Source organism: uncultured Eudoraea sp. (genome assembly GCF_947260015.1).
GTDB lineage: Bacteria > Bacteroidota > Bacteroidia > Flavobacteriales > Flavobacteriaceae > Eudoraea.
Genome location: NZ_CAMYOM010000002.1, coordinates 62,404 through 88,261, shown reverse-complemented (window position 1 = coordinate 88,261; position 25,858 = coordinate 62,404). Strand labels below are relative to the sequence as shown.

General features: G+C 36.2%; 21 protein-coding genes. 9 read left to right on the top strand and 12 right to left on the bottom strand.

The features are described from left to right. The first annotated feature begins 1 nt into the window (after position 1). Positions 2–739, top strand: coding sequence for a response regulator (locus tag Q0X66_RS01745; RefSeq protein ID WP_297702759.1), 738 nt, complete (start codon positions 2–4; stop codon positions 737–739). Between the two features lie 37 nt (positions 740–776). Here the strand turns inward: Q0X66_RS01745 and Q0X66_RS01740 are convergent, their stop codons facing one another. After that, on the bottom strand, positions 777–1,397 hold the full coding sequence (locus Q0X66_RS01740) for an FMN-binding negative transcriptional regulator (protein WP_297702758.1): 621 nt from the start codon (positions 1,395–1,397) through the stop codon (positions 777–779). A gap of 141 nt (positions 1,398–1,538) precedes the next feature. On the opposite strand from Q0X66_RS01740, the gene Q0X66_RS01735 reads away from it, so the two are divergent. The 6 genes from Q0X66_RS01735 (at position 1,539) to Q0X66_RS01710 (ending at position 5,496) form a co-directional block, all read left to right on the top strand. Next, positions 1,539–2,177, top strand: coding sequence for a hypothetical protein (locus tag Q0X66_RS01735; RefSeq protein WP_297702757.1), 639 nt, complete (start codon positions 1,539–1,541; stop codon positions 2,175–2,177). Positions 2,178–2,192: 15 nt separating this feature from the next. Then, complete coding sequence (locus Q0X66_RS01730) at positions 2,193–3,524, top strand: 2TM domain-containing protein (RefSeq protein WP_297702756.1); 1,332 nt, start codon at positions 2,193–2,195, stop codon at positions 3,522–3,524. Between the two features lie 136 nt (positions 3,525–3,660). Beyond that, a complete protein-coding gene (locus tag Q0X66_RS01725) occupies positions 3,661–3,942 on the top strand; it encodes a 2TM domain-containing protein (RefSeq protein ID WP_297702755.1) in 282 nt (93 codons plus the stop codon). A 78-nt stretch (positions 3,943–4,020) separates the two neighbouring features. Beyond that, complete coding sequence (locus Q0X66_RS01720; RefSeq protein ID WP_297702754.1) at positions 4,021–4,323, top strand: 2TM domain-containing protein; 303 nt, start codon at positions 4,021–4,023, stop codon at positions 4,321–4,323. 35 nt (positions 4,324–4,358) lie between these two features. After that, positions 4,359–4,676 (top strand): 2TM domain-containing protein, encoded by a 318-nt coding sequence (locus tag Q0X66_RS01715; RefSeq protein ID WP_297702753.1) that lies wholly within the window; start codon positions 4,359–4,361, stop codon positions 4,674–4,676. A 64-nt stretch (positions 4,677–4,740) separates the two neighbouring features. Continuing rightward, positions 4,741–5,496: a LytTR family DNA-binding domain-containing protein gene (locus Q0X66_RS01710; RefSeq protein ID WP_297702752.1), complete on the top strand. Its 756-nt coding sequence runs from the start codon at positions 4,741–4,743 to the stop codon at positions 5,494–5,496. Positions 5,497–5,572: 76 nt separating this feature from the next. Here the strand turns inward: Q0X66_RS01710 and Q0X66_RS01705 are convergent, their stop codons facing one another. From Q0X66_RS01705 to Q0X66_RS01665, 9 genes are all read right to left on the bottom strand, one after another. Continuing rightward, positions 5,573–6,766 carry an LETM1-related biofilm-associated protein gene (locus Q0X66_RS01705; protein WP_297702751.1) on the bottom strand — a complete coding sequence of 398 codons (1,194 nt, stop codon included), beginning with the start codon at positions 6,764–6,766 and terminating at the stop codon, positions 5,573–5,575. Between the two features lie 609 nt (positions 6,767–7,375). Further along, positions 7,376–7,963, bottom strand: a complete 588-nt coding sequence (locus Q0X66_RS01700) for a superoxide dismutase family protein (protein ID WP_297702750.1) — start codon at positions 7,961–7,963, stop codon at positions 7,376–7,378. 227 nt (positions 7,964–8,190) lie between these two features. Beyond that, positions 8,191–9,405: a bifunctional alpha/beta hydrolase/OsmC family protein gene (locus Q0X66_RS01695; protein ID WP_297702749.1), complete on the bottom strand. Its 1,215-nt coding sequence runs from the start codon at positions 9,403–9,405 to the stop codon at positions 8,191–8,193. Positions 9,406–9,635: 230 nt separating this feature from the next. Beyond that, positions 9,636–10,319: a DUF2490 domain-containing protein gene (locus Q0X66_RS01690; protein ID WP_297702748.1), complete on the bottom strand. Its 684-nt coding sequence runs from the start codon at positions 10,317–10,319 to the stop codon at positions 9,636–9,638. 44 nt (positions 10,320–10,363) lie between these two features. Next, positions 10,364–11,131: a CDP-alcohol phosphatidyltransferase family protein gene (locus Q0X66_RS01685; RefSeq protein WP_297702834.1), complete on the bottom strand. Its 768-nt coding sequence runs from the start codon at positions 11,129–11,131 to the stop codon at positions 10,364–10,366. A gap of 321 nt (positions 11,132–11,452) precedes the next feature. Then, entirely contained in the window at positions 11,453–13,087 is a 1,635-nt protein-coding gene (locus Q0X66_RS01680; protein WP_297702747.1) for a M1 family metallopeptidase, read from the bottom strand. 170 nt (positions 13,088–13,257) lie between these two features. Continuing rightward, positions 13,258–14,511 (bottom strand): DUF2268 domain-containing putative Zn-dependent protease, encoded by a 1,254-nt coding sequence (locus tag Q0X66_RS01675; protein WP_297702746.1) that lies wholly within the window; start codon positions 14,509–14,511, stop codon positions 13,258–13,260. 84 nt (positions 14,512–14,595) lie between these two features. Then, a complete protein-coding gene (locus Q0X66_RS01670) occupies positions 14,596–15,927 on the bottom strand; it encodes a M28 family metallopeptidase (RefSeq protein ID WP_297702745.1) in 1,332 nt (443 codons plus the stop codon). A gap of 253 nt (positions 15,928–16,180) precedes the next feature. Next, positions 16,181–18,385: a bifunctional alpha,alpha-trehalose-phosphate synthase (UDP-forming)/trehalose-phosphatase gene (locus Q0X66_RS01665; protein WP_297702744.1), complete on the bottom strand. Its 2,205-nt coding sequence runs from the start codon at positions 18,383–18,385 to the stop codon at positions 16,181–16,183. Between the two features lie 102 nt (positions 18,386–18,487). Here Q0X66_RS01665 and Q0X66_RS01660 point away from each other — a divergent pair, with 102 nt between their 5' ends. After that, complete coding sequence (locus Q0X66_RS01660; protein ID WP_297702743.1) at positions 18,488–20,287, top strand: glycoside hydrolase family 15 protein; 1,800 nt, start codon at positions 18,488–18,490, stop codon at positions 20,285–20,287. A 46-nt stretch (positions 20,288–20,333) separates the two neighbouring features. Here Q0X66_RS01660 and Q0X66_RS01655 read toward each other — a convergent pair whose 3' ends face one another. Further along, positions 20,334–21,770: a pyridoxal-dependent decarboxylase gene (locus Q0X66_RS01655; RefSeq protein WP_297702742.1), complete on the bottom strand. Its 1,437-nt coding sequence runs from the start codon at positions 21,768–21,770 to the stop codon at positions 20,334–20,336. Positions 21,771–21,929: 159 nt separating this feature from the next. Between Q0X66_RS01655 and Q0X66_RS01650 the strand changes: the two genes are divergently transcribed. Continuing rightward, on the top strand, positions 21,930–23,960 hold the full coding sequence (locus tag Q0X66_RS01650) for a dihydrofolate reductase (RefSeq protein ID WP_297702741.1): 2,031 nt from the start codon (positions 21,930–21,932) through the stop codon (positions 23,958–23,960). Between the two features lie 82 nt (positions 23,961–24,042). On the opposite strand, the gene Q0X66_RS01645 is transcribed toward Q0X66_RS01650, so the two are convergent. Continuing rightward, positions 24,043–25,854: an acyl-CoA dehydrogenase family protein gene (locus tag Q0X66_RS01645; protein WP_297702740.1), complete on the bottom strand. Its 1,812-nt coding sequence runs from the start codon at positions 25,852–25,854 to the stop codon at positions 24,043–24,045. Positions 25,855–25,858 lie beyond the last annotated feature (4 nt).

Genomic DNA, 25,858 nt, shown 5'->3' with positions numbered 1-25,858 from the left:
TATGGATAAGTTAATTAGAATTTTAATAGTGGAAGACGATATGATTATCGCAGCGAATCTTTCATTACAATTAACAAAGTTAGGTTACGAAGTCATTGGAATTGTGTCCCGGGGTGAAGACGCAATTAGTAATGCAAACCAAAATAAACCTGATATCATTTTGATGGATATAAATCTTAAAGGTGCTATAGATGGCATAGATGCAGCTATTGCTATTCATCTGCAAAATGAAATACCCATAATATATTTAACTGCCAATAATGATGACGGCACTTTTTCAAGGGCAAAAGAAACGCAACCTTATGCTTTTATTTCCAAACCGTTTAACAAATTAAATCTTCAGCGGACGATTTCACTGGTTGTTGAGAAAATAAAGGATAACGGAAGTTTAAAACAATACCTGGGCCAAAATAATTTGGAGGTTTTATCAGATCGGATTTTTGTCAGGCATAATGGGAAAATGGTTAAAGTATTATTAGACCAAATTCTTTATATTGAGGCCGAACGAAACTATTGTAATATTATAACCGAAATAGGTAAATATTTGGTTGTAAGCACTTTAAAAACAATTGAAAATGAATTAAGAGACAGCTGTTTTATACGTGTTCACAGGTCATTTATCGTTAACATATGCAAGTTGGATATTGTAGCCGATAGTCATCTGGAGATAGACAGGAAGGTTATTCCAATAAGCAAGTCATATAAGGAATTTCTGCTGGGAAGATTACATACCATTTAAAGTTAAAAAGAGTAGCATTCTTCTACTACAAACTCTCTTATTTAAGTTTTTTATTTGATTTTTTCATGGCTTCTACTATGGCATGTCCACCATTGGGGTCTCGTTTTGCTAACTCCTCAATTATTCTGGGATGATCCTGTTCACGTCCTTGTGAAAGCTTATAAGCTGCCTGTATTTCCTTGATTTCAATCTCAAAACCTACAACGCCTTTAACTTGCCTGAGAGTATTCTTGGACAAATTATTCAGGGATATGGGATTTTCTGATTTTCGCTCATATTTATCTACCAGTTTATGAAGAGAAGTCATCAGCGCCTTGTTGTCCTGAATTTTTAATAATCCGTAGACATGTACTGCAATATAATTCCAGGTAGGAACTTCTTCTTCTACATACCAGGATGAAGAAACGTAACTATGTGGTCCGTTAAAAATACAAAGTACTTCAGTGCCTTCGGTAAAATATTTCCATTGTGGATTAGCTTTTGCAATATGACCTACCAGGATGTCTTTCCCATTGGCGTCCTTATCTAATTCTAATGGGATATGAGTGGCCCAGGGTTTACCGTTCATATGATTTATTAAAATACCAAAGGAATTATTAATAATGAATTCCTTAACTTCTTTAAGATTTTCATTTTTATAGTGTTGTGGTATATACATAGGTCTTCCGTTACTTATTCTTCACCAAAGGAAGCTCTAAATTACAATTAGTCATTAAAAATCTACAGTTCAGGAAGTCTTTTTTATTTCGGAACGGGTTTTGGACCATTTTTGAACTATTAACCTTTAAAACTCCTAAAAATGAAAAACACTTTATTGCTAATATCTTTTTTTATAGGCCTATCTGTATTCGGCCAGGATAAATATACCAAAGGCATGCAACAGGCATTTGCCCTTTGGGGAGAGGAAAAGACAACAGAAGCATCCAATCTTTTTGAACGCATCGCGATCGCCGAATTGGATAATTGGTTGCCATATTATTACGTTGCTCAGCTAAATACTTTGCGCTCGTTTGGCGAAACAGATAAAGAAAAGATAAGCCAACAGCTGGAAAAAGCTCAGGAATCTATTGATCTTGCCAAGACCATATCGCCAGAAAACCCGGAAATTCTGATACAGCAGGCATTGATCCATACAGCTTGGATAGCTTTTGATGGCGCCACCTATGGCATGACCCTTTCAGCAAAGAACACTGCTATTTATATAAAAGCATTAGCCCTGGCCCCTGATAATCCCAGAGTGGTTTTGTCTAAGGCTGAGTGGGACATGGGTTCTGCTAAATACTTTGGAAAGGATACCACACCATATTGTAAAGACGTGGCGCGGTCATTAGAACTTTTTACTAACTTTAAACCTGAAGGACCTTTTTATCCCAACTGGGGAAAAGAAAGAGCTGTAATGATCCTCAATAAGTGTGAAAATCAGAAAGTTAATAAATAATTAAGGCTTTAAATAATGAGATATCTGTTTAAGACATTTTTAGTGGGCGTAATTATTGGGCTGGTCTTATCTGTAATTTTTGTTGGTATTGAATTCTTTGCAAATGGTTCAGTTCAATTTGATAGAGAATTTTTCATACGTGTAGGTCATAATTTATTTTATTCAGTGATACTGACCATTATTAACAGTTCTTTTTTTGATTATTTAAATCATCGGGTTGTTTGGAAAAAATATGGCAGGTACAGACTGGTTATAGGAGCCGTTGGTGGAATAGTTCTAACCATGTTTGGTATTCTTTTTATAAGAATATTGATTAGGATGGGGTTCGAAGGCGCCAGTTGGGAGGAATTTCTCTCTGGAGAAAGGGCTATCCATTACCTAATAGCACTATTAATCACCATTGTATTTACTGTCTTTTTTCATGCGTTTTACTTTTACAGGGCTTTACAGGATAAAAAAGTCAAGGAACAAAAGATAATTGCCGGGACAGCTTCCGCAAAGTTCGATGCTTTAAAAAATCAGCTAGACCCTCATTTTTTATTTAATAGTCTTAATGTTCTTACAAGTTTAATTGAGGAGGATCCTGATCAGGCTCAAAAATTCACTACCTCTTTATCTAAAGTATACAGGTACGTTCTGGAACAAAAAAACAAGGACCTGGTAACCGTTGACGAGGAACTTCAGTTTGCAAAAACATATATACGATTACTAAAAATGAGATTTGAAGACAGTATCGTCTTTGATATTCCGGAAAAGTGCAGTAATCCCGAAGCTAAGATAGTGCCGCTATCTCTGCAACTTTTGCTGGAAAATGCGGTTAAACACAACGTTGCTACCAGCACAAGACCTTTGCATATTAAGGTTTTCGAAGACGGCGAATCACTTGTTATTCAGAATAATCTGCAAGAGAAACAGGTGGTCAAGAAGAGTAGTGGGGTAGGACTCAGGAATATTCAACAACGGTATAGTATCCTTTCGGACAAAGAAGTTGAAATTATAAAGACCTCGAAGGATTTTACAATCTTATTGCCCATGCTTACGAAGATGGTTAGTATGAGGGAATCTCAGCAAATCTATATCAGTGATAAGAGATATCAGAAAGCTAAAGAACGAGTTGAGTCAATTAAGGGATTCTATGGAAATCTTACTGCATATTGCATTGTAATCCCTTTTTTGATTTGGTTAAATTTTAAGTCAACAAGTTTTCCATGGGCAATCTTTCCAGCACTGGGATGGGGTTTTGGACTTTTAATGCACGGAATGGAGGCGTATGGTTATAATCCTTTATGGGGGAAGAACTGGGAGGAAAAGAAGATAAAAGAATTAATGGATAATGATAAGTTTTAGGAAGGGATTAGTTCAATTTAAAATTACAATTCATCCGTTTAATAATACGATTGAGAAACTTAAATTTAGAAAGTTGTCTTACATATCGCAATTTTGAATTGTAATTAATATCAGAATCATTTACAAAACAGGAATCGTGGAAAACAATAGAAGAGTTACCAGTTTTTTAAGGGCAAAGGAACAGGTAAAGGCTATTAAGGAGTTTTATGCCAGTAGTATTTTATACTGCATAGTTATCCCTATTCTTATATGGATAAATTATGAGACCACCAGCTTTTCCTGGGCGGTTTTTCCGGCTCTTGGCTGGGGCTTTGGCATGGTAGTTACAGGTATGGCTGCCTATGGAATTAATCCTTTGTGGGGGAAGGTATGGGAGCAAAGAAAAATACAGGAATTAATAAATAAGGAAGGTTTTTAAACTTCTTTGAAACCGATTCCCTAAGTTGACCATTTTTAGGACCACACTAAAAAATAAATAACTATTAACAAATATATCATGGAAGATTTTAACAAAGAAAATAAATACCTGAGAGCAAAAGAACGCGTGGATGGCTTAAAGAAATTTTATGGAAATTTAGTATCCTATGTACTGGTGATCTCATTCCTGGCATTAATTAACTACTGGAATAATCAGTGGAGTTATATGTGGTTTTTATGGGCAGCATTCGGATGGGGAATAGGTATTATTTTTCACGCTATCGGAATATTTAACTTAAACCCATTTTTTGGAAAGGACTGGGAAGAGCGTAAGATAAAGGAGATCATGCGGGAAGATGAACATAAAAACAGATGGGAGTAAACTATTTTTAAAAAATTATAATAAATACAATACTAATGGATATTGAAAATAATAATAAGCTCGAAAGAGCTAAGAAAAGAGTGGAAAAGATTAAAGGATTTTATATACATTTAGCCGTTTATATTGTGATCAACTCTTTTATTCTTGTGAATGTTTATATAAGCACTATGGGTGAAGGAGAAAGTTTCTGGCAATTTCCTACGTTTTTTACCTTGATATTCTGGGGAATAGGACTGGCATTTCACGGGGCGCACGTATTTAATTATAACCCGCTATTTGGAAAAGAATGGGAAGAGCGCCAAATTCAGAAATATATTGAAAAAGACAAACGTGAAGCTGATAAATTCAAATAGTAAAAGCATTTTAGTAAAGTATTCGATTATTTTGAAAACAATAGCAATTGATTAAATTATTGGCATGAATGTATTGATAATTGAAGACGAAAAACCCGCCGCAAGGAGACTAGCGAGGTTGCTCACTGAACTTAATGTTAATGTGTCTACCATGCTTCATTCTGTGGAAGAGGCTGTGGAATGGTTTCAGAACAATGAGCATCCGGATTTGATTTTTCTCGATATTCAATTGTCGGATGGCTTATCCTTTGAAATTTTTGATCTGGTTGAGATTAATAGTGCTATTATTTTTACCACGGCTTATGATGAATATGCATTACAGGCATTTAAACTTAACAGTATAGATTATCTTCTAAAACCAATTGACGATGAAGAGTTGGAGAGTGCAGTTAGAAAATATCAAAACCTGAAACCGAATCATGATCAAATAAGTCTGGATTTTGAGGATATAAAAAAGTTACTGGTCAACCCCCTTGAAAGAGAATATAAAAAAAGATTTACTATTAGACTTGGACAGCATCTGAAAATTATCAATGCCGATGAAATTGAATGTTTCTATAGCGAAAATAAAGGTACATATGCTGCAACGAAAGAAGGAAGAAACTATCTTCTGGATACGACATTAGAAAACCTTGAAAATGAATTATCACCACAAATATTCTTTAGAGTAAGCAGAAAGTTCTATGTCAATATCAATCATATAAAAGACATTATTTCATACACCAATTCTCGCCTGATAATCAAATTAAATCACTATAATGAGCAGGAAATAATCGTTAGTAGGGAAAGGGTTAGAGATTTTAAGTTATGGTTGGAATGATAAGCATTAAAGACCTGATATATAAGTATATAAGTATAACTATAGATTTTTCTTATAGTTAGTTTTTTGTGGCTTTTTAAGACTTTTTATCCACTCTGTTGTCATCAAAAGCAGAGGGCAGTAATTTAGGGATTAATTTAATAAAAATTGGTAATAAAACTGCTCCTCCGGGCAATAAAAATATAGCCAGCGATGGTATGCTTTTAAAAATATCTATAAGCTGATTTTGAACTTTTTTCTTTTCTGCCGGACTGAGGTCCTTGACCGTGGACTTGGAAAGTAGTTGCATCAATTCTTTACTCTCTGATAATTCTTTTTGAAGTCTTTTATTATTTCTTAAAATTAGTTTATTGACCACTTTTGACATGCTATCATAAAATTGAATTGCCATGTTGGGGTCTTTCAGAAAAGGAATATTTGCAGAATTTTTTTCAAAGAAGGAAGTAATTTCCTCCAATGATCGGGAAATCTCTTTTCTCTCAAAACCAAGATCTTTGCCAATACCAAAGATAAATTCGGATTCCTGATATTCAAGTGTTTTATCTTCCCAAACTGTAAGACATGCCACATCCAGAAAATAATGATTTTCCCAGATTGCTGAGTTATCCAATAATTGTGCTCTGTATGAACCATCAAATTCTTGTTTTTCACCATCAATAAAAGTCATTGAAGAAGCAAAAAGTTGAGCTAAACGCTCATCCGTTTTGTTTTTCTCTTTGGAGTTTAATGCATGTGAGGTAACATTTATGGTCAGGTATTCCAGCGTTTGAGCGTGTTCCCTAATATTTTTGCCTCCGTTCAGGTAATATTTAAATGTAAGAACATCAATAAATAATAGTGAGTTTGTAATAATTCTGTTGAAGGTTTTACTAAATACATTATCGCCCAGGTAAACCCTGGAGTCAATCAGTTTTTCAAGTTGTTTGGAGGTTTTACTACCGGTAAGGATTTTATTGAGGAAAGAAATATTACTGATATTAAGTTCCTTATAAAATTGAAATATTTTTTTTAGAAAATCGTCAAAATTTGAGTTGTTATGTTCTAATTTAAAAGTAAAGAATAAGGCAGTAAGCAGGTTAATCTTTGCCTTTTCATCCTCAGACAAAGTATGCTCAGGACTAATAAAACGCGGAATCTTGATATTTAGACCATAGACAAAACCGGACGTTTTAAGTCCCCCGTAAAGATCCCTGAAATCAACAAAAGCTTCAAGATTATCTTTTACATCGTACCCGAATTTGTCAATCCAACCGGATGCAGATGGGTTCATTGGTTTAGTCTTTTAAAAATTCAAAGTAAAACAAAATATAGGACATTCCCTTTATTGCCCATATTATTAAAAAGGGAAATAGTGCGGGGATAACAGTTCACAAGTTAATTTTATTTTTTTGTCTATGGCAAAAGGATTTGAAAAATTGAAATTAATCAGAGTTGAAAGTATTTAATATTTTGGTTTTTTTTAACTTTTTTTTAGGAAATTATAGATGAAATGCCTATGTTTAACGTTTAAATGCTATCAGAGCATTTCTGCAATGCCCCAAGTATTACAGAAATCTGAATTTATTTATTAGTACGTTTTCGAGAATTTAACCCAAATCAACCTCGTTATGGAATACTTTATTTTTTCCGTTTGGTTTATAGTGATGTCATTTCTTTTGTTTAAAGTTTTTAAAGCCCATTATTCCTTGAGAAAAAATCAGGGTAGATAATTGAATCATTAATAATTCAAATTTTAAAAGTATTAGGAAGTCAAAATTTATTAATTTATGACTGCCAATACTGCTCGACTTTTACTGAAAAAACCATAAACGGATAGACCTCTTAAAACTAAAAATGGCTGCTAATTTAGCAGCCATTTTTTAATTGCATTACAGGTTTTCTATTCAATAATTCCGGTACAACTTACTCTGGCGCCTGCTGCACCACTTGGTTGAGACGTAAAGTCATCAACTCCCTGATGTACAATTACGGCTTTACCCAATATGTTCATATTTGCATCTTCGCAACCTATACACCATTGATCAGTGCTAAATTCAACAACACCATTGCCATCTGCATCTGCAGTAAAATTACCAATATCACCTTTATGATACCCCTCAGTTACGCCCCATTTGCCATGCGGCTCATGCGTAGGGTTCCAATGCCCACCGGAAGACTTGCCATCATCAGAAGAACAATCTGCCTTTTCATGAATATGAATGGCGTGTTCTCCTGGACTAAGTCCACTTAATGTTGCTTTCATCCTTACCATTCCGTTTTCTTCTGTGAATACCACTTCACCCTGAACATTACTGTCACTCTTAGGTTCCATGGAAAATTTTATAACCTTTACATCTATTTCCTCTATAATTTTTTCTGCCTGCACGTCCGTAGCAGCATCACCCTCTTTTTCAGTCTTTTTACCATCTTTACAATTATATGCAAGTACAAGAACCATACTTAGTGCGAGTATGCGTATTTTCTTCATTTGTTTTTCGTTTTATGTTACATACGGAAGTTACGGAATATTCACTGGTAAGTCAAAACAATACATATAATGATTTGAATAAAACCTCCGGATTGCTTTCTTTTAATTAAGGTTACTACACTGGCAATTGGATTCTTCAATGCGTGGATCATCCTTTTTTTTCTCCTTGGATCATTGATAACGCTTCTTTTTACCATGGGAAAATCTTTAAAAAACGATTACTTATTTTAGTCAATTATCTTAGTGATCACCTGTGTCTCACTATGCAGGGTTTTGTGAACCGGACATTTATTTGCTATTTCCAGGATACGCTGAGTCTGTTTATCATCAATATTACCAGTTAGTTTTAGTTCCCTGTGAAAAGTATCTATTTTGGCCCCGGGAGACTCACAATCCAGGCAGTCCTCTGCATGTGATTTGCTATATGAGGTGTGCACTTCCACATTTTTGAGGCCCCATCCTTTTCGTTTAACATACATATGAATAGTCATTGCCGTGCAAGCCGACAAACCTGCAGAAACTAACTCATACGGTGAAGGGCCAAAATCATTACCACCAAATTCTTCCGGTTCATCAGCTATCATGTAATGATTCCCTACTTTCATTGATGTAGAAAATCCTTCATCCGCGTCCAGGCTGGCTACTACCTGGTGTTCGGTATTTATGTTTTTATCCTTTGGAATTTCGAGGTAACGCTGTGCCCAACCCGATATTACTTTACCTGCATAGGATGAATCTTTTTTATCTGAAAGGAGGTGATCAGCTCCATCTAAAGAAATAAAGCTTTTTGGGTGATGTGCGGCAATATAAATTTCTTCTGCATTTTTAATAGCAACAGTTTGATCTTGTGGTGAATGCAAAATCAAAATTGGTTTGCGTAATTCTTTAACTGTATGTGGAAGAGTCCTGTTTTCCAAATCTTCCAGAAATTGTTTTTTAATAGTAAAATCTCGTCCGCCTAAATTAACCCGGGCCTTCCCTTTTAAGTTTATTTCTTCAATATTACTCTTGAGTAAATGTTTTACATGAACAGGATTGGAAGGTGCTGCAATGGTTGCTATTGCCTTTACCGAAGCTATTTCTGATGCCGCCAGGAGCACTGCTGCTCCCCCAAGAGAATGTCCTATTAAAAGGCTTGGTGCTTTATGATTGCTACCCAGATATTCTGCTGCAGCTATCATATCTTCGACATTCCCTGAGAAATTAGTGTCTGCAAAGTCTCCCTCACTTTCGCCCAGACCAGTGAAATCAAAACGTAAAACACCAAAACCACTGGAAGTAAGTGATTTACTTATATTTTTTATCGCTAACAGGTTTTTGTTACAAGTAAAACAGTGGGCAAATAGCACATAATTATGTGGTAGTCGATTTGCAGGTAACTCTAATCTTCCCACCAATTTCTGACCCGACTTATTATGAAAACTTATTTTTTGTAGGCTCATATTGCTTTTTAATTAATTGATAGTCGAATGAAAGGTACTAAACTTTCTTACAGATTGAAATTGCAATTATTGGATTAGTTTATGTAAAATATCGCAATAACTCATTAAGGTCGAGCAATTTGAATATTCTTAAGTTTAGGTCTTAGGCCTTCATTATGGATATTCCATAACTGTAAGTTGTTTTTGTTTTTGGAATGTAACTATACCAATGACGCCATAGTAAGAATGGGTTATTTTACTTCAATCTTTTTTCGGCTTAAATCCGGGTTGTAAAAAACGCCAAACTGCAAGCGATCGAAATTAGCAGTATTAAAGTGGTTTTTCAAATACCCTAACTGCAAACTTAAATTTTTAACAATATTTATCCCCAGAGCCGCATATAGTCTGTTCTGTGCAAAAATGTCATCCTGAAGATTCAAAAAAATCTCATCGTAGAAGTTGAGGAAAAAAGTATTGCTAAGTGGAAGTGTGATTTGTAATCTATACCTCGCTCTATGCTGGGTGTCAGAAGACGTCCCTGAATTCAAAAAGCGTTGTTCGAAGCGAAACCTATGTTCAAATAATAGTTTCCAAACTTTGTTTTTGAGAATAAATTGTTCAAAAATTCTATTTTCCAGCAACTTATTTTCGTTAGGGATGTCTTCAAAACTAGTATTGGTTTCAATGTAGCCATAACCAAAAGTAGCAATCGCTTCAGAACTAATATGGTAGTTGAGGCCAATTCTAAGTAGCAATTGATTGAAATTACTTGTTGTTTCATAATATCTGAACTGAGCTTCCGAATGAATGCTAAATCGCTCTGAAACTTTATTGGCACCAAAATACATATACCATGCACCTAATTTATCTTCTCCTGTTTCCTGAGCTTGATTAGTCGCTACAGTAAAAAATAATAGAATAAACAACTTTTTCATCTACGGCTGTATTAATGAAGATTGAGTGTTGAAAATAAAGATAATTACCGATTTAGTATCCTTCGAATTAAAATAAATAAAAAAATGAATAGGGAATAACCAATGAAAAACGGAATTATATAGGATTCCAGATTACATATAAGCATAATACCTATTATTAAAAGTTGAAATCCAAGTCCAAAAGTAGAAACAGCTGTCATAAACCAGTTCGGAAGATTTTGACTTGCCACAGCCCTACGGTCTAATCCATAAATTATCCTATCAAATAGTCCATATAAGATGCTGTAAAGTCCAAAAAGGAAATTAACGGTGCCCTGTTTCTCCCCTTTCATGGCTTTTGGTGCTTTGTCCTCAAAGATCCTGCTGGTAGTATCACCATTGTACTTTTTCCTCAGAATAACATAATAGTAATTATAAAGTGTTCCCTGTAGCTGAAGTCCAATAAAAGCCAGGATGGTATACGCTATCGATCCGTCAGTAACATACCAAATTGTAATCAGGATCATTAGATTAAGGATTATATCTGAAACAGAATCTAAATACCTTCCTGTATAAGAGGGCTGATTTTTAATTCGGGCTAATTCTCCATCAGCCGCATCTAAAATTGATTTTAATATTAGAAAGAATGCAGTGGCCCAGTAATGATGATTAAGAATACATAGGATTGCAAGAAGACCCGAAATTACAAATCCGATAGTTAGATGGATGGGAGTAAAAGCGGTATTTTTTAAAGAATTTGCTATGACCCGTGCAATGGGCCTGCCATAGTCTGAAAGGTCTATAAATTGATGTTCTTTGGGTAATTTGGACATTGTAATTATGCCTGCTACCTCTGTAGATATTAATAACGATTGCACGCTGGCTTAATATGAAGTAAAGGCAATATGACAAAAATAGCGTTAAATCTACTAATATTTAACCTAAAGTATATCTAGTTGATGGAAGGAGTTTGTTAATGATTTCCTCAAAACAAGCTTGGTTGGCACTGGAAACATCGATTTGAAGGAGATAAAGACCGTTTATTTAGTCATTGGAGGACAGATTTTTTAAGTCCGGGCTGGATTTTGAAATATGTTTAAGGGCCTCGGATGGTATATTCTTAACTCTGTTTTTTTATATAGATTTCAAAGGATTTAATCAGATAGTTTTTTTACCAAAATATAAAAATTCTCATCTACCAGAACTTGAGTTGCGCCCTTAGAATTCAAGTTTTCGGTTTTCCAATCAGCCTTGGGAAAAATCCATTGCTCCCGATCGTTAACTTTGATTCTTACGGGCATATCAAAGTCCTTTACAACATTTGTATACCTGAATCTAATTTTGTTATCCTTAAGGCTGAATTCCAAAACCGGAATTTTCGTTGTACGTAAATATTGATTGAAAAATGCAGTGAGATCTATTTTTGTTTGTTCGCTGAGGTAATTTTCAATTTGTTGTGTTGTGACGGTTTGATGATAGAATTCTTTATTTAATCCACGCAGAATTTGCCTCCATTTTTCATCGTCTTCCAGGAGTTGCCGAAGTGTATGTAGCATATTTGCTCCTTTGTAATACATATCCCCAGATCCTTTATAATTAACTCCATATACCCCAATAATAGGCCTGTCGTTCCGAATTCTGCTTCGGGTCCCAATAACATATTCTGCTGAAGCTTCAGGACCAAAATAATAATCCAGATAGAGATTTTCGGAATAGGCCGTAAAACTTTCATGAATCCACATATCCGCAATATCTTTATAGGTAATATTATTGGCGAACCATTCATGACCGGATTCATGAATAATAATAAAATCGAATTTTAATCCCCAGCCACTCCCCGAAAGGTCAGTTCCAAGATATCCATTCTGGTACTTATTTCCATAGGTTACCGAGCTCTGGTGTTCCATCCCCAGATAAGGGACTTCTACCAATTTATATCCATCTTCATAGAAAGGGTAGGGGCCAAACCAATATTCAAAGGCTTCCATCATCAAGCCTGCTTGTTTAAATTGTTTTTCGGCTCTAACCAGGTTATCTCTTAACACATAATAATCCATGCTCAACGGTCCATTTTCTCCATTATAAGTTTCTCCAAAATAGACATAATCGCCTATGTTTACGTTTACCCCGTAATTATTAATAGGATTGGCTACAAACCAATGGTAAGTATTAGAATTCTCACCTTCTTCAATTTCTCTTAATCGGCCATTGGAAATATTCATAAGATCTTTGGGCACAGTTACGCTTATGGCCATACTATCCACTTCATCATACATGTGATCTTTGTTGGGCCACCAGACACTAGCGCCCAGACCCTGACAGGAAGTAGCTACAAATGGTTTGCCATTTTGATCTGTACTCCAGGAGAACCCTCCATCCCATGGGGCATTAATAGCTTCTTGCGGACTACCGGAATAGGACACAATTAGTTCATTATATTCTCCTGTTTTCTGTGGTTTTAAAAGAGTTACCCAATGTGCATTGCCTATGGAATTAAAAATAAGATCATTACCGTCCTGAGTTATTTTTGTTATAACTAGCGGGGATTGCAGGTCTATTTGAATAACCTGATTTTCACTCAATACTTTGTATCTGATGGTATTGATTCCTGAAATAGATTTCTCCTCCGTATTAACTTCAATGTCGAGGTCGTAATAATTCAAATCCCACCATGCCCTTTCAGCAGTAATACTTCCCCTAAGGGTGTCTTGCGCAGTAAAAAGTGGTGCCTGGCAGTATAGAGGCAAAACTATGAGAAGTAAGATAGCAAGAAGTAAAAATCTATTCATTTTAAAAAGTTTATAAGCAATAGTTATTTTCAATGGCTATTTTATAAAGGCCCTTTTAGTTGTAGCAGTTTTTATTTCTACTTTACTTTTTTCTACTCATATACTAATATTACTTAAAGGGAGAATGGCACGTATATGATATTTGCTTTTATAATATAAGAATCAATGAATTAAAGGTCCTTTTCCAGGAGAAAAGCATAATCACTTTCCTTAAGAATAGATAAAAAGTCATCTGTATTTAAAAGTTCAAATACGGCCTTCTGCTTATCTGGAGCAAGCTGGTAATATGATTTAGAAATCAGGTATCCTACCGTATATCCCAGATCATGAGGCCTGTCGTTAATTGCACCTCCATTATACAGCCATTTGGAATTGTCCTCGGAAAACAAATCGTTTTTTAGGTCATTCATTATTCTCAGCTCATTTTTTTCATCACTAAGATACATAAGATTGGAATTCTTTAATTCTTCCCCTGAACATAATTCCACCAGAAAATCACATACACCTTCACTAATAACCTGGGCTAACACTGTTTCATTATTTTCAGTATCCTGATAATTTTGTTGAAAGTGCATTAATTCATGTATCGTAAGTCCCGGAAGGTCTGAAATCTTCATGATAGCTTCCTTTTGCCAAATGGTTAAGCCAGCAGTGGGCATTTCGTCAGATTTGCCATACATATCACCTCCTACAAACATTCCCATTTCGGTCGCTGTTCCACCAGAGTTTAAAATACCCGGTACCACAAATACCTTTGGAAAAACGGCTTTTGGATAAATATTTTTAAAACTTCGCATCCATCCGGCAGTTTTCGATTTTAATGTGTTTATGCTATCCGCATTAAACTGATTTTTTAAGTACTGGAAGTAATCAGGTGAGGCATTAATCATTTGCCCATACATATTGTTCAAATTTATGTATCGAACTACATAAAAATCACGTAACTCTCTTGGTCCTTTAAAAATAAATTCTTTAAATATATCTTTAGCGTTGGCAGTATCTTTCGAAGCTCTATCAAAATAGTCCCAAAAAAGATTCATTGAACCTATTTCCATGCTGTAGTGAGAAACATCCTGAAGTTGCAGTTGTATGGAGTCTAATCTTATTTGAAGGTCTTGCCATAGAGGCTTATCCTTATAAATTTTTACACCACGCAGTTTGGAGATTATTTTTGGGTTGGCCATGCCATTATCTATGGCTTTATGCAATAAAATAGCTACAGAATCTGATTGCCCGGCCTGAGCATATAACGATGCCGCTTCTACGTATAATTCTGAAGACTTCAGATCTCTATTGGCATTTACCAATTTATATGCAAAAGTATTGTACGCCCCTGTGCTATCTAGTTCATCATAATCTTCATAGAGCAGGTTTAAATCGGGCAAATAAAGCTTGTTTATAGCTTCCTTGTCTGTTTCTTTCACTGATTCGCAGGAATTCAAGAAAGGTGCAAGCAAAATGATGAAGATAAAGACTCGGGGTAGGTTTCTTCTATACATAATGTTTTCTTATTCTCTAAAAATTCGATTTGGAAATACAATAATACTTTCATGTCCATTTGCTCCAACAGCCGCAACACCAAAAAAGAAATTATCAATGACTATCCCATCTAATGTGAAGGAATTCATATCTCCAACATAACGACTGTGATCCCATGTAGGTGATGTGGTATTACGCCAGTAAATTTTGTATCCAGTAGCTCCTTCCGACTTGCTCCATTTTAATTTTACCGAAGCTTGTACTATACCTCCTATTTGTACTTCTTCCGGAGCAGAGGGTGCAGAGGCAATTGATGCTAAATTTATAGCGTTAACGGCCGTAAGTTTTTTCGCATACTCAAAATTCACATGTTTCAATACATCGCCGTAGGCTATTCCATTTTCCATTCTGATATCCTGATGTTGCTGGGTATAATTTTCATGGGCTTCCATTATCCTGATACCTGCAAAACCGGCATCATTAAATGGTCTGTGGTGTCCTCCTCTACCAAAACGATCCAGTCTGTAAATTAGTATAGGATTCATTTCCGGCATATACATTTTAGTTGTTTTATAAACATATCTTGCTAATTGCCGGGATATTCCATCTACTTCTCCCCCATAGAATCTTCTTGCTTTACGCTGTTGTTCTGTTTCTGTGGGAGGTACGGGTTCTGAAAAGATTCTAAAATCGCGATTGCTCACTACCCCGTCTACACCGCTTATATTTCCAATCATATCATTGTTCAATATTCCCAATATTTCCCATCCTTTTTGCTTGGCATAAGCAGCGAGACCTTTTCCTCCGAAAAGTCCTTGCTCTTCACCCGATAATCCTGCATAAATAATACTACTTTCAAAGTTGTATTTGCTTAGTACTCTGGCTGCTTCAATGGCACCGGCCATACCGCTGGCATTGTCATTTGCGCCAGGGGAATCTGAGGTAAAATTAGTAGGATCACTAACCCTGGAATCAATATCACCACTCATAATAATAAACTTATTAGGGTACTTACTGCCGCGTTGGATAGCCACAACATTCACAACCCAAACATCGTGGACAATACGTTCGTTCTCACCTTCTTTTACTAAATCTCTTTGGTAAAACACTTCCAGACAGCTATTACAATTATCGGAAATTTTTTCAAATTCATTTTTTATCCAGCGTCTGGCTGCACCAATCCCTCTCGTCGCTGAAGTCGTATCACTTAGTGTATGTCTGGTCCCAAAGTTCGTTAGGGTTGTTACATCATTTCTTAAACGATCAGATGAAACATTATCAATGATCCCATATAAGCGAGAATCACTTTGAGAATAGGTAAAAGCTGAGACCAATAGTAAAAAAATAGAAAATATTTTCATTGACTATTTAACTTAGGAGGGATTAGTTTCCAATATATTCAACTAAAATACGACTAGGATCAGGAATTTTTACAAATTAGCTATCCTAATAATGTTAAATCTAAAATTCAATCAGAAAAGATACATCTGCTTTTTGTCCTAAAACGACATATGGAATAGATATAAAAGTAAATGTCAGTTTTATCAAATTATTACTTCCATGTTTTCAATACTACATGACAGGTAAAATAAGACCTAAAACGTATTATTAACACTAAATAAAATTTTTCAATATACTTCGTACTCGCGAAACACTTTCAATATAATATTTAGCTTGGGTATTTTGCATCCCTACTTTAATAGTCACTGACTCTTCAGGAAGTTCCTGAAACATAAATTCATCTGTCCAATCATCCCCAATGGCAAAAATAAAGTCATAATCCTTCTGTGCCGCTACCCGCATAGCTGCCCTGCCTTTATTAACATTACTACTCTTAATTTCCATTACTTTGTTGCCGCTAAGTACGCTTATATCATCATTACCAATAAGACTCGTTAGTACTGTATTCAATTCAGTGGCCCTATTGGCTCCAAAGTCAGGGTCGGTATTTCTATAATGCCAAGCCAGGGAATAATTCTTTTCTTCTATAAAGGAGCCGGGGGTTCTGTCTACAAATGATTCCAATACCGGATATATTTTTTCCATCCAGTCTTTTTTAACATTTTCCAGCATTTTAAATTCTTCACCTTGTTCTGAAATCCAAACCCCATGCTCCACTATCATATTATACTTTTTGGGCAAAAACCAGCGAGAAAAAGTTTCTTTATCTCGCCCGCTAATTAAATAGATATCGTTGCCTTCCTTTTTGTTTAGTTGGTCTAGCAAATTATATAACTCTTTATCCGGACTTGCTTTTTGTGGATCAATTTTAAAACCGGTTAACGTACCATCATAGTCAATGAAAAATAGCCGTTTTTTAGCTTTATGGTAATCTTGAAGTACGCTTTTTAACAGGGTTTCAGTAAGGCGTTTTGAAACAATGGCCGTATCCATGTCTTTTTGTGTCTGTAATGAGTTCATAAAATCATTGGCCCATTTTTCAACATTATAGCGTTCAAGACGCTTTTGAAGTATCGTATTTCTTCTTTGCTGTTCTAATTCAGGCATATTTATAGCCATGACTAAGGCATCGGCAATCTGCTCAAAATTATTTGGATTAATAAGTAAAGCTTCATTCATTTCATTGGCAGAACCAGCCATTTCGCTCAAAATAAGAACCCCGGTTTTATCTGTTCTTGTCGCAATATATTCTTTAGCAACCAGATTCATTCCGTCCCGGATGGGGGTCAACCAGGCAATATCACTCGAAGTGTATAAATCAATTAAATTCTCAAAAGGAAGCGATCTGTAAAAATACCAAATGGGTGTCCAGCTAACCGTAGATAATTCACCATTAATTCGTCCTACAAGCTCATCAATCTCCTTTTTTAAAAGTTGATATTGTGGGACATTGGAGCGTGACGGAACCGCTAAAATTATGAGCCTGATCTTTTCTTTGTATTCGGGGTATTTATCCAGAAAGTATTTAAATGCATGTAAACGCTTGGCTATACCTTTGCTATAATCCAGACGATCAATAGATACAATTAACTTAGCATCCGGACTTGATTTTTTATGAAGATCGAGCCTGCGTTGTAGATCAGATTGCTGCGCTTCACTATTCTGCTGATGTGTTTTGGCTGCATCACTAAATTTTTTATAGTCTATTCCCATTGGAAAGGAATCTGCTTTTACAATTCTGTTATCAACATAGATATCATTAAAACTAACTTCAGCACCCAATAACCTTCTCACAGAACTTAAAAAGTGACGTTCATAATCATAGGTGTGAAAGCCTATCAAATCTGATCCTAATAAACCTTCCAGTACCTCTTCACGCCATGGTAATGTCCGGAAAATCTCATATGATGGAAAAGGAATATGCAGAAAGAATCCAATTGACAAATTGGGGCGCTTATCTCTAACCATTTTTGGCACCAGCATCAATTGGTAATCATGTATCCAAATTGTATCATCTTCACCAGCCTTTTCTATTATTGCATCGGCAAATTTTTGGTTGACCGACTTATAGGTCAGCCAGCTATCTAATTCAAATTCTGCATATTCTAAAAAATAATGAAATAGGGGCCAGACCGTACGATTGCTGAATCCAAAATAAAATCCGTTTACTTCCTCCTCATTGAGGTTAACCTTGGAAGAACCATGTTCTGCAAGTGCTTTATCTATTTTGGCGGCCAGTTTCGTTGGAATTTCCTCATCTGTTAGGCCACTCCATCCAATCCAAAGGCTATCTCCACCAGAATGAACCGATTTCATACCAGTAGCCAAACCTCCAACACTTGGTATTGCATTAATGTTACCATTGCTAATTTGCAATTGAACGGGGAGTCTATTTGAGATTATGATAGTTTTGCTCATGTATTGTATAAAATTACGGGGAATTGATTTTTATTTTTCTAAATTTCGTCAAATTGCAGTGCAATAACAATTAATAAGGAACTTTTAGCGGATAATTCAATTATGGACAATTTAGATTATGGTATTATCGGAAATTGCAGGAGTGCAGCATTAATTTCCAAAACAGGTTCGCTTGAGTGGTGTTGTTTACCTGAATTTGACTCGTCATCGGTTTTTGCAAAGATACTGGATGATAAAATTGGGGGAAGTTTTGAAATTCATGTTTCGGAAGAGTACTCAATAAGCCAGCGATATAAGAAAAATACAGCTGTCCTGATTACCAGGTATTCTGATGGAGACAATACGTTTGAACTGCACGATTTTATGCCAAGGTATTATGCAGAAAATGGGAATTATCATGCACCACCCGAATTAGCTCGCCATGTGAGACACATAAAAGGGAAGCCCAGATTTAAAGTGCTCTATGACCCAAAACTGGAGTATGCCCTCGGGGAGACCCGGTCTTATGTAAAAAAGAACTTTATTGTTAGCCTTACTGACAACGAAAAATTTGATACAGTCTTTTTATATACTTCATTCAACAAAAATGCAGTTATGGATGGACGGGAGCTCGAGGTCACAAAAAATGGATACTTTCTATTGGGGTATAACGAAAAGATATTACAACCCACTACAAGGAAAATTTATTTAGATCTTGAAAACACCAAAGTCTATTGGTTAAACTGGACCAATAGAACACCAACATACAATCAATATAATAAGGAAATTACAAGAAGCGCCATAACTCTTAAACTATTGAGTTATGACAAAACTGGTGCTGTTCTGGCGGCTGCCACAACTTCTTTACCCGAGACTATTGGGGAAGTTAGAAATTGGGATTATCGGTTTTGTTGGATTAGGGATGCTTCAATGGTTATTAAAGTTATGGCTCAATTAGGACATAAGAACGTCGCCCGGAGGTATCTCCAGTTTATTATTGATCTTATTCCGGATAAAGATGAGAAACTCCAGATAATGTACGGCATTAATAAGGAAAAAAACCTAACTGAGGAGACTCTTGATCACTTAAGTGGATATAAAGGCTCCAAACCGGTGCGCGTAGGTAATGCTGCTTATGAGCAAAAGCAAAATGATATATATGGTATTCTAATGGATGTAATTCACGCCCAATTGGTCAAATTTAGCACTAATATGGAGAATGGAGAAGAATTATGGGGTATAACAAAAGGCATTGTCTGGATAGTATCAAGGCATTGGAAAGAGGCTGATAAGGGGATTTGGGAGTTGAGAACAGAAGATAAACATTTCACTTTTTCTAAAGTACTTTGTTGGGTGGCAATAGACCGGGCAATAAAAGTTGCCAGGATATTAAAGAAAACCCGGAAACTTGAAAAATGGGTAAAATTAGAACAGGAAATAAAAGAAGATATTTATTCGAATTCCTGGAACAGTGAAGTGAACGCCTTTACGCAGTCTTATGGATCTACCCACTTAGATGCCTCTGTCTTATTGATGGAGTCTTATGGATTTATCAATGCAAAGGACCCTAAATATGTAAGCACAGTATTGGCAATAGAAAAAGAGTTAAGCAATGATGGATTGCTTTACAGATATAAGAATAAGGACGATTTTGGTTTACCTTCATCCTCATTTACTATTTGTACATTCTGGTTTATAAACAGCCTGTTTAAGATAGGAGAAGAAGAAAGGGCACAACAGCTTTTTGATAAGTTATTGAGCTATAGTAATCATTTAGGGCTTTTTAGTGAAGATATTGATTTCAAAACAAAAAGGTTACTGGGGAATTTCCCACAGGCTTACTCGCATTTGGCCTTAATAGAATGTGCGGTTAATTTTGCTAACAAGGACAGTGAGGAGAAAGTATTGGAGTCTATGCGTTAACAATTAACCGGGAAGAAAGGCCTTATGTCCTTTTGAGTTAGATGAATTATACATTTAATAAAAGAATAGCTTTTCTTTTAATATTTTCGAGCAATTCCTTAAAGTGTTTTTCATTTGTGAATGGATTCATAATAGTAGCCCTTAGGTAAATAATTCCTTTAATTTTTGTTTGCACAATATAGAAATTACCTTCTTCAAGGAGTTTTTGACGAACTTTTGCATTGATCATATTCAGGCTGTGAAGATCCTTGTCTTTATTCATAAATCTGAAACAAATGATATTTGACATTGGTTTTACTGCTATTTCAAAGAATGGATCTTTTTCTAATATCTCACCAAACTTTTGTCCCAGATCATAAAGCGTTGTGACGAACTCATCAAATAATTCTTTACCATAAATTTTAAGTAAGGTATACCAATGAAGGCTCATCATATATTTGGTGCATTCAAAAGTTCGCTTTGCAAGATTATACCAATCTTCCTCCTGCGACTCCTGTAGTAAATAGTCTGCTTTTTGCCTAAAAGTATTATGCGAGTCCTGACCTTCCTTAAACAACAAAGCCGTTGTAATTGAGGGCATCATCATCATTTTGTGTCCATCTATAACAATAGAGTCAGCCTTCTTCATTCCCTTTAGCAATGTCTTGTATTTTGAAGAATATATAGCTCCGCCGCCATGTGCTGCATCAATATGGAACCAAATTCCTTTCTCCAAGGCAAAATCTCCAATAGCATCCAGGTCTTCGTAAATCCCGGTAGCGGTTGAAGGCGCACTTCCTACAATAGCTATAATTTCATACCCTTCCTGAATAGTCTTGTTGTAGGATTCTTCTAAGAGCGCTGTGTTTAAAGCAAAATTTTCGCCAACAGGTATTTTTACAATTCCTTTTTCCCCTAATCCCATGATTCTGACAGCTCTGTCTATGCAGTAATGTGCTTCCTCCGATACCATTATGGCCAATTTATTGGACATGCCATTTTCCCATACATCATTCCCGGCTCTTTTATTACGGGCACTTAGGAGCGCTGTGAGATTTGCTAATGTACCACCTGACGTTAAAAATCCATCGGACTTTTTATCGTATCCAATTTCCTTACATAATTGTTCAACTACAACACGCTCCATCGCAGTTGGGGCCATTCCCATTTCATAGATGCCCATTCCATTGTTGAGTATCGCATTTAATAAACTTGTTAAGCCGGTAACTGGTGCAACCGGACTTATCTGATGTCCCATATAATGAGGATGATGCAGGTGTATGCTCCGCTTAAGGATTTCATTATTCAAGTCGGATGGTTTTCCATTTAATAGAAAGTTATTCCAGAATTTGTATTGTTCCGAGGGTATTTCCCAATTGATAACCTTGGATGAAGTTTTATTCCTGGTTTTATTCAGATGATCGGCTAAAATATCTACTAATTGATGCCCGTTTTCTCTAAAATCCTCCGGAGAATAAGCAGCTTTTAAAAGTTCTTTGTCCATGCTTTAAAATTAGAAAGTTAGTTTTTGTTAAACAAGCCTACCATTTATAATTCACAAGTTAAGAAAATGAATATCAGACATAGAAACTTGTCTCTAACAAGTATAACAAATCGGTAATGTTTCGTAGATTTGTAAGATTAAATTAAAAGGTATAAAATCATGAAATTGAAACATGTTGTTAGTAGTTTTCTTGTCGTATTAGTATTATGGTCTTGTAAGGAAAAAGTAATGCCAGAGGAGACTGCGTTAATCACAGCAAAAGAATTTGAATACGTAGTAGATCAGTTCGCAGACCTGAGAGTATTACGTTATCAGGTTCCCGGTTTTGAGGAATTAACCTTGAAAGAAAAAAAATTGGTTTATTTTTTAACGCAGGCTGGTTTGGCCGGTCGTGACATAATATGGGATCAGAATTACAGGCATAATCTCGAAGTAAGGGAGGCATTAGAAAACATTTACACCACCTTTGCGGGTGATAAATCGACCAATGACTGGACCTCATTTGAAGTGTATTTAAAACGAGTATGGTTCTCCAGTGGAATTCATCATCACTATTCCAACGATAAAATAAAGCCCGGTTTTTCTAAAGAATATTTAAATTATTTACTTGCAGAAACAAATACGGAATTTGAGGGAGAGGCCTTTGAGGTTATTTTTAATGAAATGGATAGTAAAAAGGTGAACAAGAAAAAAGGAGTTGATAATGTGGCCTCTTCAGCGGTTAATTTTTATTCTCCAGATATCACCGATGCCGATGTGGATGAATTTTATAAAACGGCATATAAAGGCCCTGAGGGTCGTCCAATAGAAACTGGCTTGAATTCTACTCTGGTAAAGGAGAACGGCAAATTGGTGGAGAAGGTATGGAAATCGGGAGGTTTGTATGGTACTGCTATAGACGAAATAATCAAATGGCTGGAAGAAGCTAAGACTGTGGCGGAAAACGAAAAACAAGCCAAGACTTTAGGATTACTGATAGACTATTACAAAACAGGCAGTCTAGATGTATGGGATATGTACTCTATAGAATGGGCGACTTCCACTCAAGGAAATATTGATTGGATAAATGGCTTTATAGAAGTTTATAATGATCCTAAGGGTTATAGGGGATCTTACGAGAGCATAGTTGAGATAAACGATTTTGATATGTCAAAAAAAATGGCTGTACTCTCAGAAAATGCGCAATGGTTTGAAGATAATTCTCCCTTAATGGAAGAGCATAAAAAGGAGAATGTAGTTGGTGTTTCCTATAAGACGGTTAATGTTGCCGGAGAGGCGGGTGATGCGTCCCCAAGTACTCCTATCGGTGTGAATCTCCCAAATAATAATTGGATCCGCCGTGACCATGGCAGTAAGTCTGTGTCATTAGGAAATATAGTTGATGCTTATAGTAATGCCGGAGGCAGTGGCAGATTAAAAGAGTTTGCCAATGATGAAGAGGAAATCAGGTTTGAAGAAAAATACGGTAAACTGGCGGATAAATTACATACCGCATTGCACGAAGTAATTGGTCATGCTTCGGGTCAAATAAATCCGGGTGTTGGGCAACCTAAGGAAACCTTAAAAAATTATCGATCTACAATAGAAGAAGGCAGAGCAGATCTGGTAGGACTGTATTTTGTTATGGATCCTAAACTAGAGGAATTGGGTCTGGTAGAAAACTGGGAAGAAACGTCTAAAGCCTCATACGATGAATATATAAGAAATGGTCTGATGACCCAATTGGTAAGATTAGAATTAGGAGATGATGTGGAAGAGGATCATATGGTGAACAGACAATGGGTATCAGCCTGGGTATTTGAAAAAGGTAAGCCTAACAATGTCATAGAAAAAATAACCAGGGACGGTAAGACATATTACAATATCAATGACTACGAGGAATTACGTGAATTATTTGGAGAATTATTAAGCGAAACTCAAAGGATTAAGTCTGAAGGTGATTTTAAAGCTGCTCAGGAATTGGTGGAAGGTTATGGAGTTAAAGTAGATCAGGCATTACACGCGGAAGTGTTAGATAGAAATGCCCAATTTAAGTCTGCTCCCTATAGCGGATTTGTTAATCCTGTACTGGTCCCAACTGCTAGTGCAGAAGGTGAGATTATTGAAGTTGAAATTGTTCAGCCTGCGAGTTTCGAAGAGCAGATGTTAAACTATTCGGCTAACTATGGTGTTCTGAATTCACAGAATTAAACAAAAAGCTATTTCAGAAGATTCTAAAAATAAAAAACCGCTCAATTGAGCGGTTTTTCTATTTCAAATAAATTGAACTGAATTAATCAAAACTATAGGCATTATCTGAAGCCACCTTTTCCGCAATTTGCATTCGGAGCGACGCAACATTAGGCTGATTAGTGTACTTAGTAAATCGTTTTAATCCCATAAGCATCATACGTTGTTCATCACCATCTGTAAATGAAACTATTGCTTCCTTGCCTTTTTGAATCACTATATCTACCGCATTGTATAAATACAGCCTGGACATTGCAATTTGTGTAGCCTGGTTCTCTTCTCCAGTTCTTTGGGCATTTTTTTCAGTTCTAAGGATGGTAGATTCGGCCATATATATTTCTATTAATATGTCTGATGCAGCCAATAACACCTGCTGGTGTTTTTCCAGATCAGTGCCAAACTTTTGTACTGCACTTCCGGCAACCATAAGAAACACCTTCTTCAGTCGCGCTATCATATCGTTTTCTTCTGAAAAGAGCTTGGAATAATCAGGAGTATCAAATGAAGGTATTCCCATAAGTTCATCAGCCACCTTAGTTGCCGGGCCCAATAAATCTACATGGCCTTTCATTGCTTTTTTCACAAGCATGCCAACCGCTAACATCCTGTTTATTTCATTAGTTCCTTCATAAATACGTGCTATACGGGCATCCCTCCAGGCTGATTCCATTGGGGTATCTGCGCTAAAACCCATTCCGCCAAAGATCTGGATACCTTCATCTGTTGTTTGTTGAACGTCTTCAGATACTGACACCTTTAGTATAGAACATTCTATGGCATACTCCTCAACACCTTTTAGTTCGGCTTCCTGATGTGAATTACCTTCAGCAACACGAATGGCTATCCTGTCTTCAATATTCTTAGCAGCCCTATAACAGGCAGATTCTCCCGCATAGGCATTCGTAGCCATTTGCGCAATCTTTGCTTTGATAGCACCGAAATTTATGATTGGAGTTTTAAATTGAATCCTTTCGTTGGCGTAATTAACCGCCTCACCCAGCACTCTCCTTTGAGCTTCAAGACAAGCTGCAGCTAACTTAATTCTTCCAATATTCAAAGCGTTCATTGCAATCTTAAATCCATTCCCCCGCTCAGACAACATATTTTCAACAGGGACCTTGGTATCGCTAAAAAATACCTGGCGGGTGGAGGATGAGTGAATACCTAATTTTTTTTCTTCATCTCCCATGGTAATACCATTAGAAGGATCATTTTCAACGATAAAGCCCGTAATGTTTTTATCGTCTTCTATTCTGGCAAAAACAATAAATAATTTACAGAAGCCTGCATTGGAAATCCACATTTTTTGCCCGCTAATATGATAGTGCTTTCCATCTTTGGATAATACAGCCTTGGTTTTTCCGGAATTCGCATCTGAACCCGCACCGGGTTCGGTAAGACAGTAGGCTCCGAACCATTCACCTGATGCAAGTTTGGGTACATATTTCTTTTTTTGCTCTTCTGTTCCGTAAAGGGTGATTGGCATAGTTCCTATTCCGGTATGCGCTCCAAAAGCCGTACTAAATGAACCTGTAGCGCCAGAAATATAATCACATACCAACATCGTGGAAACGAATCCCATGCCCAGACCCCCATAGGCCTCAGGAACAGCAACACTCAACAGGCCTAATTCTCCGGCTTTGCGCATGCACTCTTCGGTAAAGGCATAATCCTTTTTTTCAAATCTTTCCCAATGCGCCCACAGTTCACGATCTACAAAATCCTTGGTGCTTTCACGCATCATTTTTTGCTCTTCGGTCAGATCTTCAAGCGTAAAAACATCTTCACAATTTGTTTTTTTAACCAAAAACTGGCCACCACGTAAGATATCTTTGTTAATTGTTTCCGTACTCATTTTA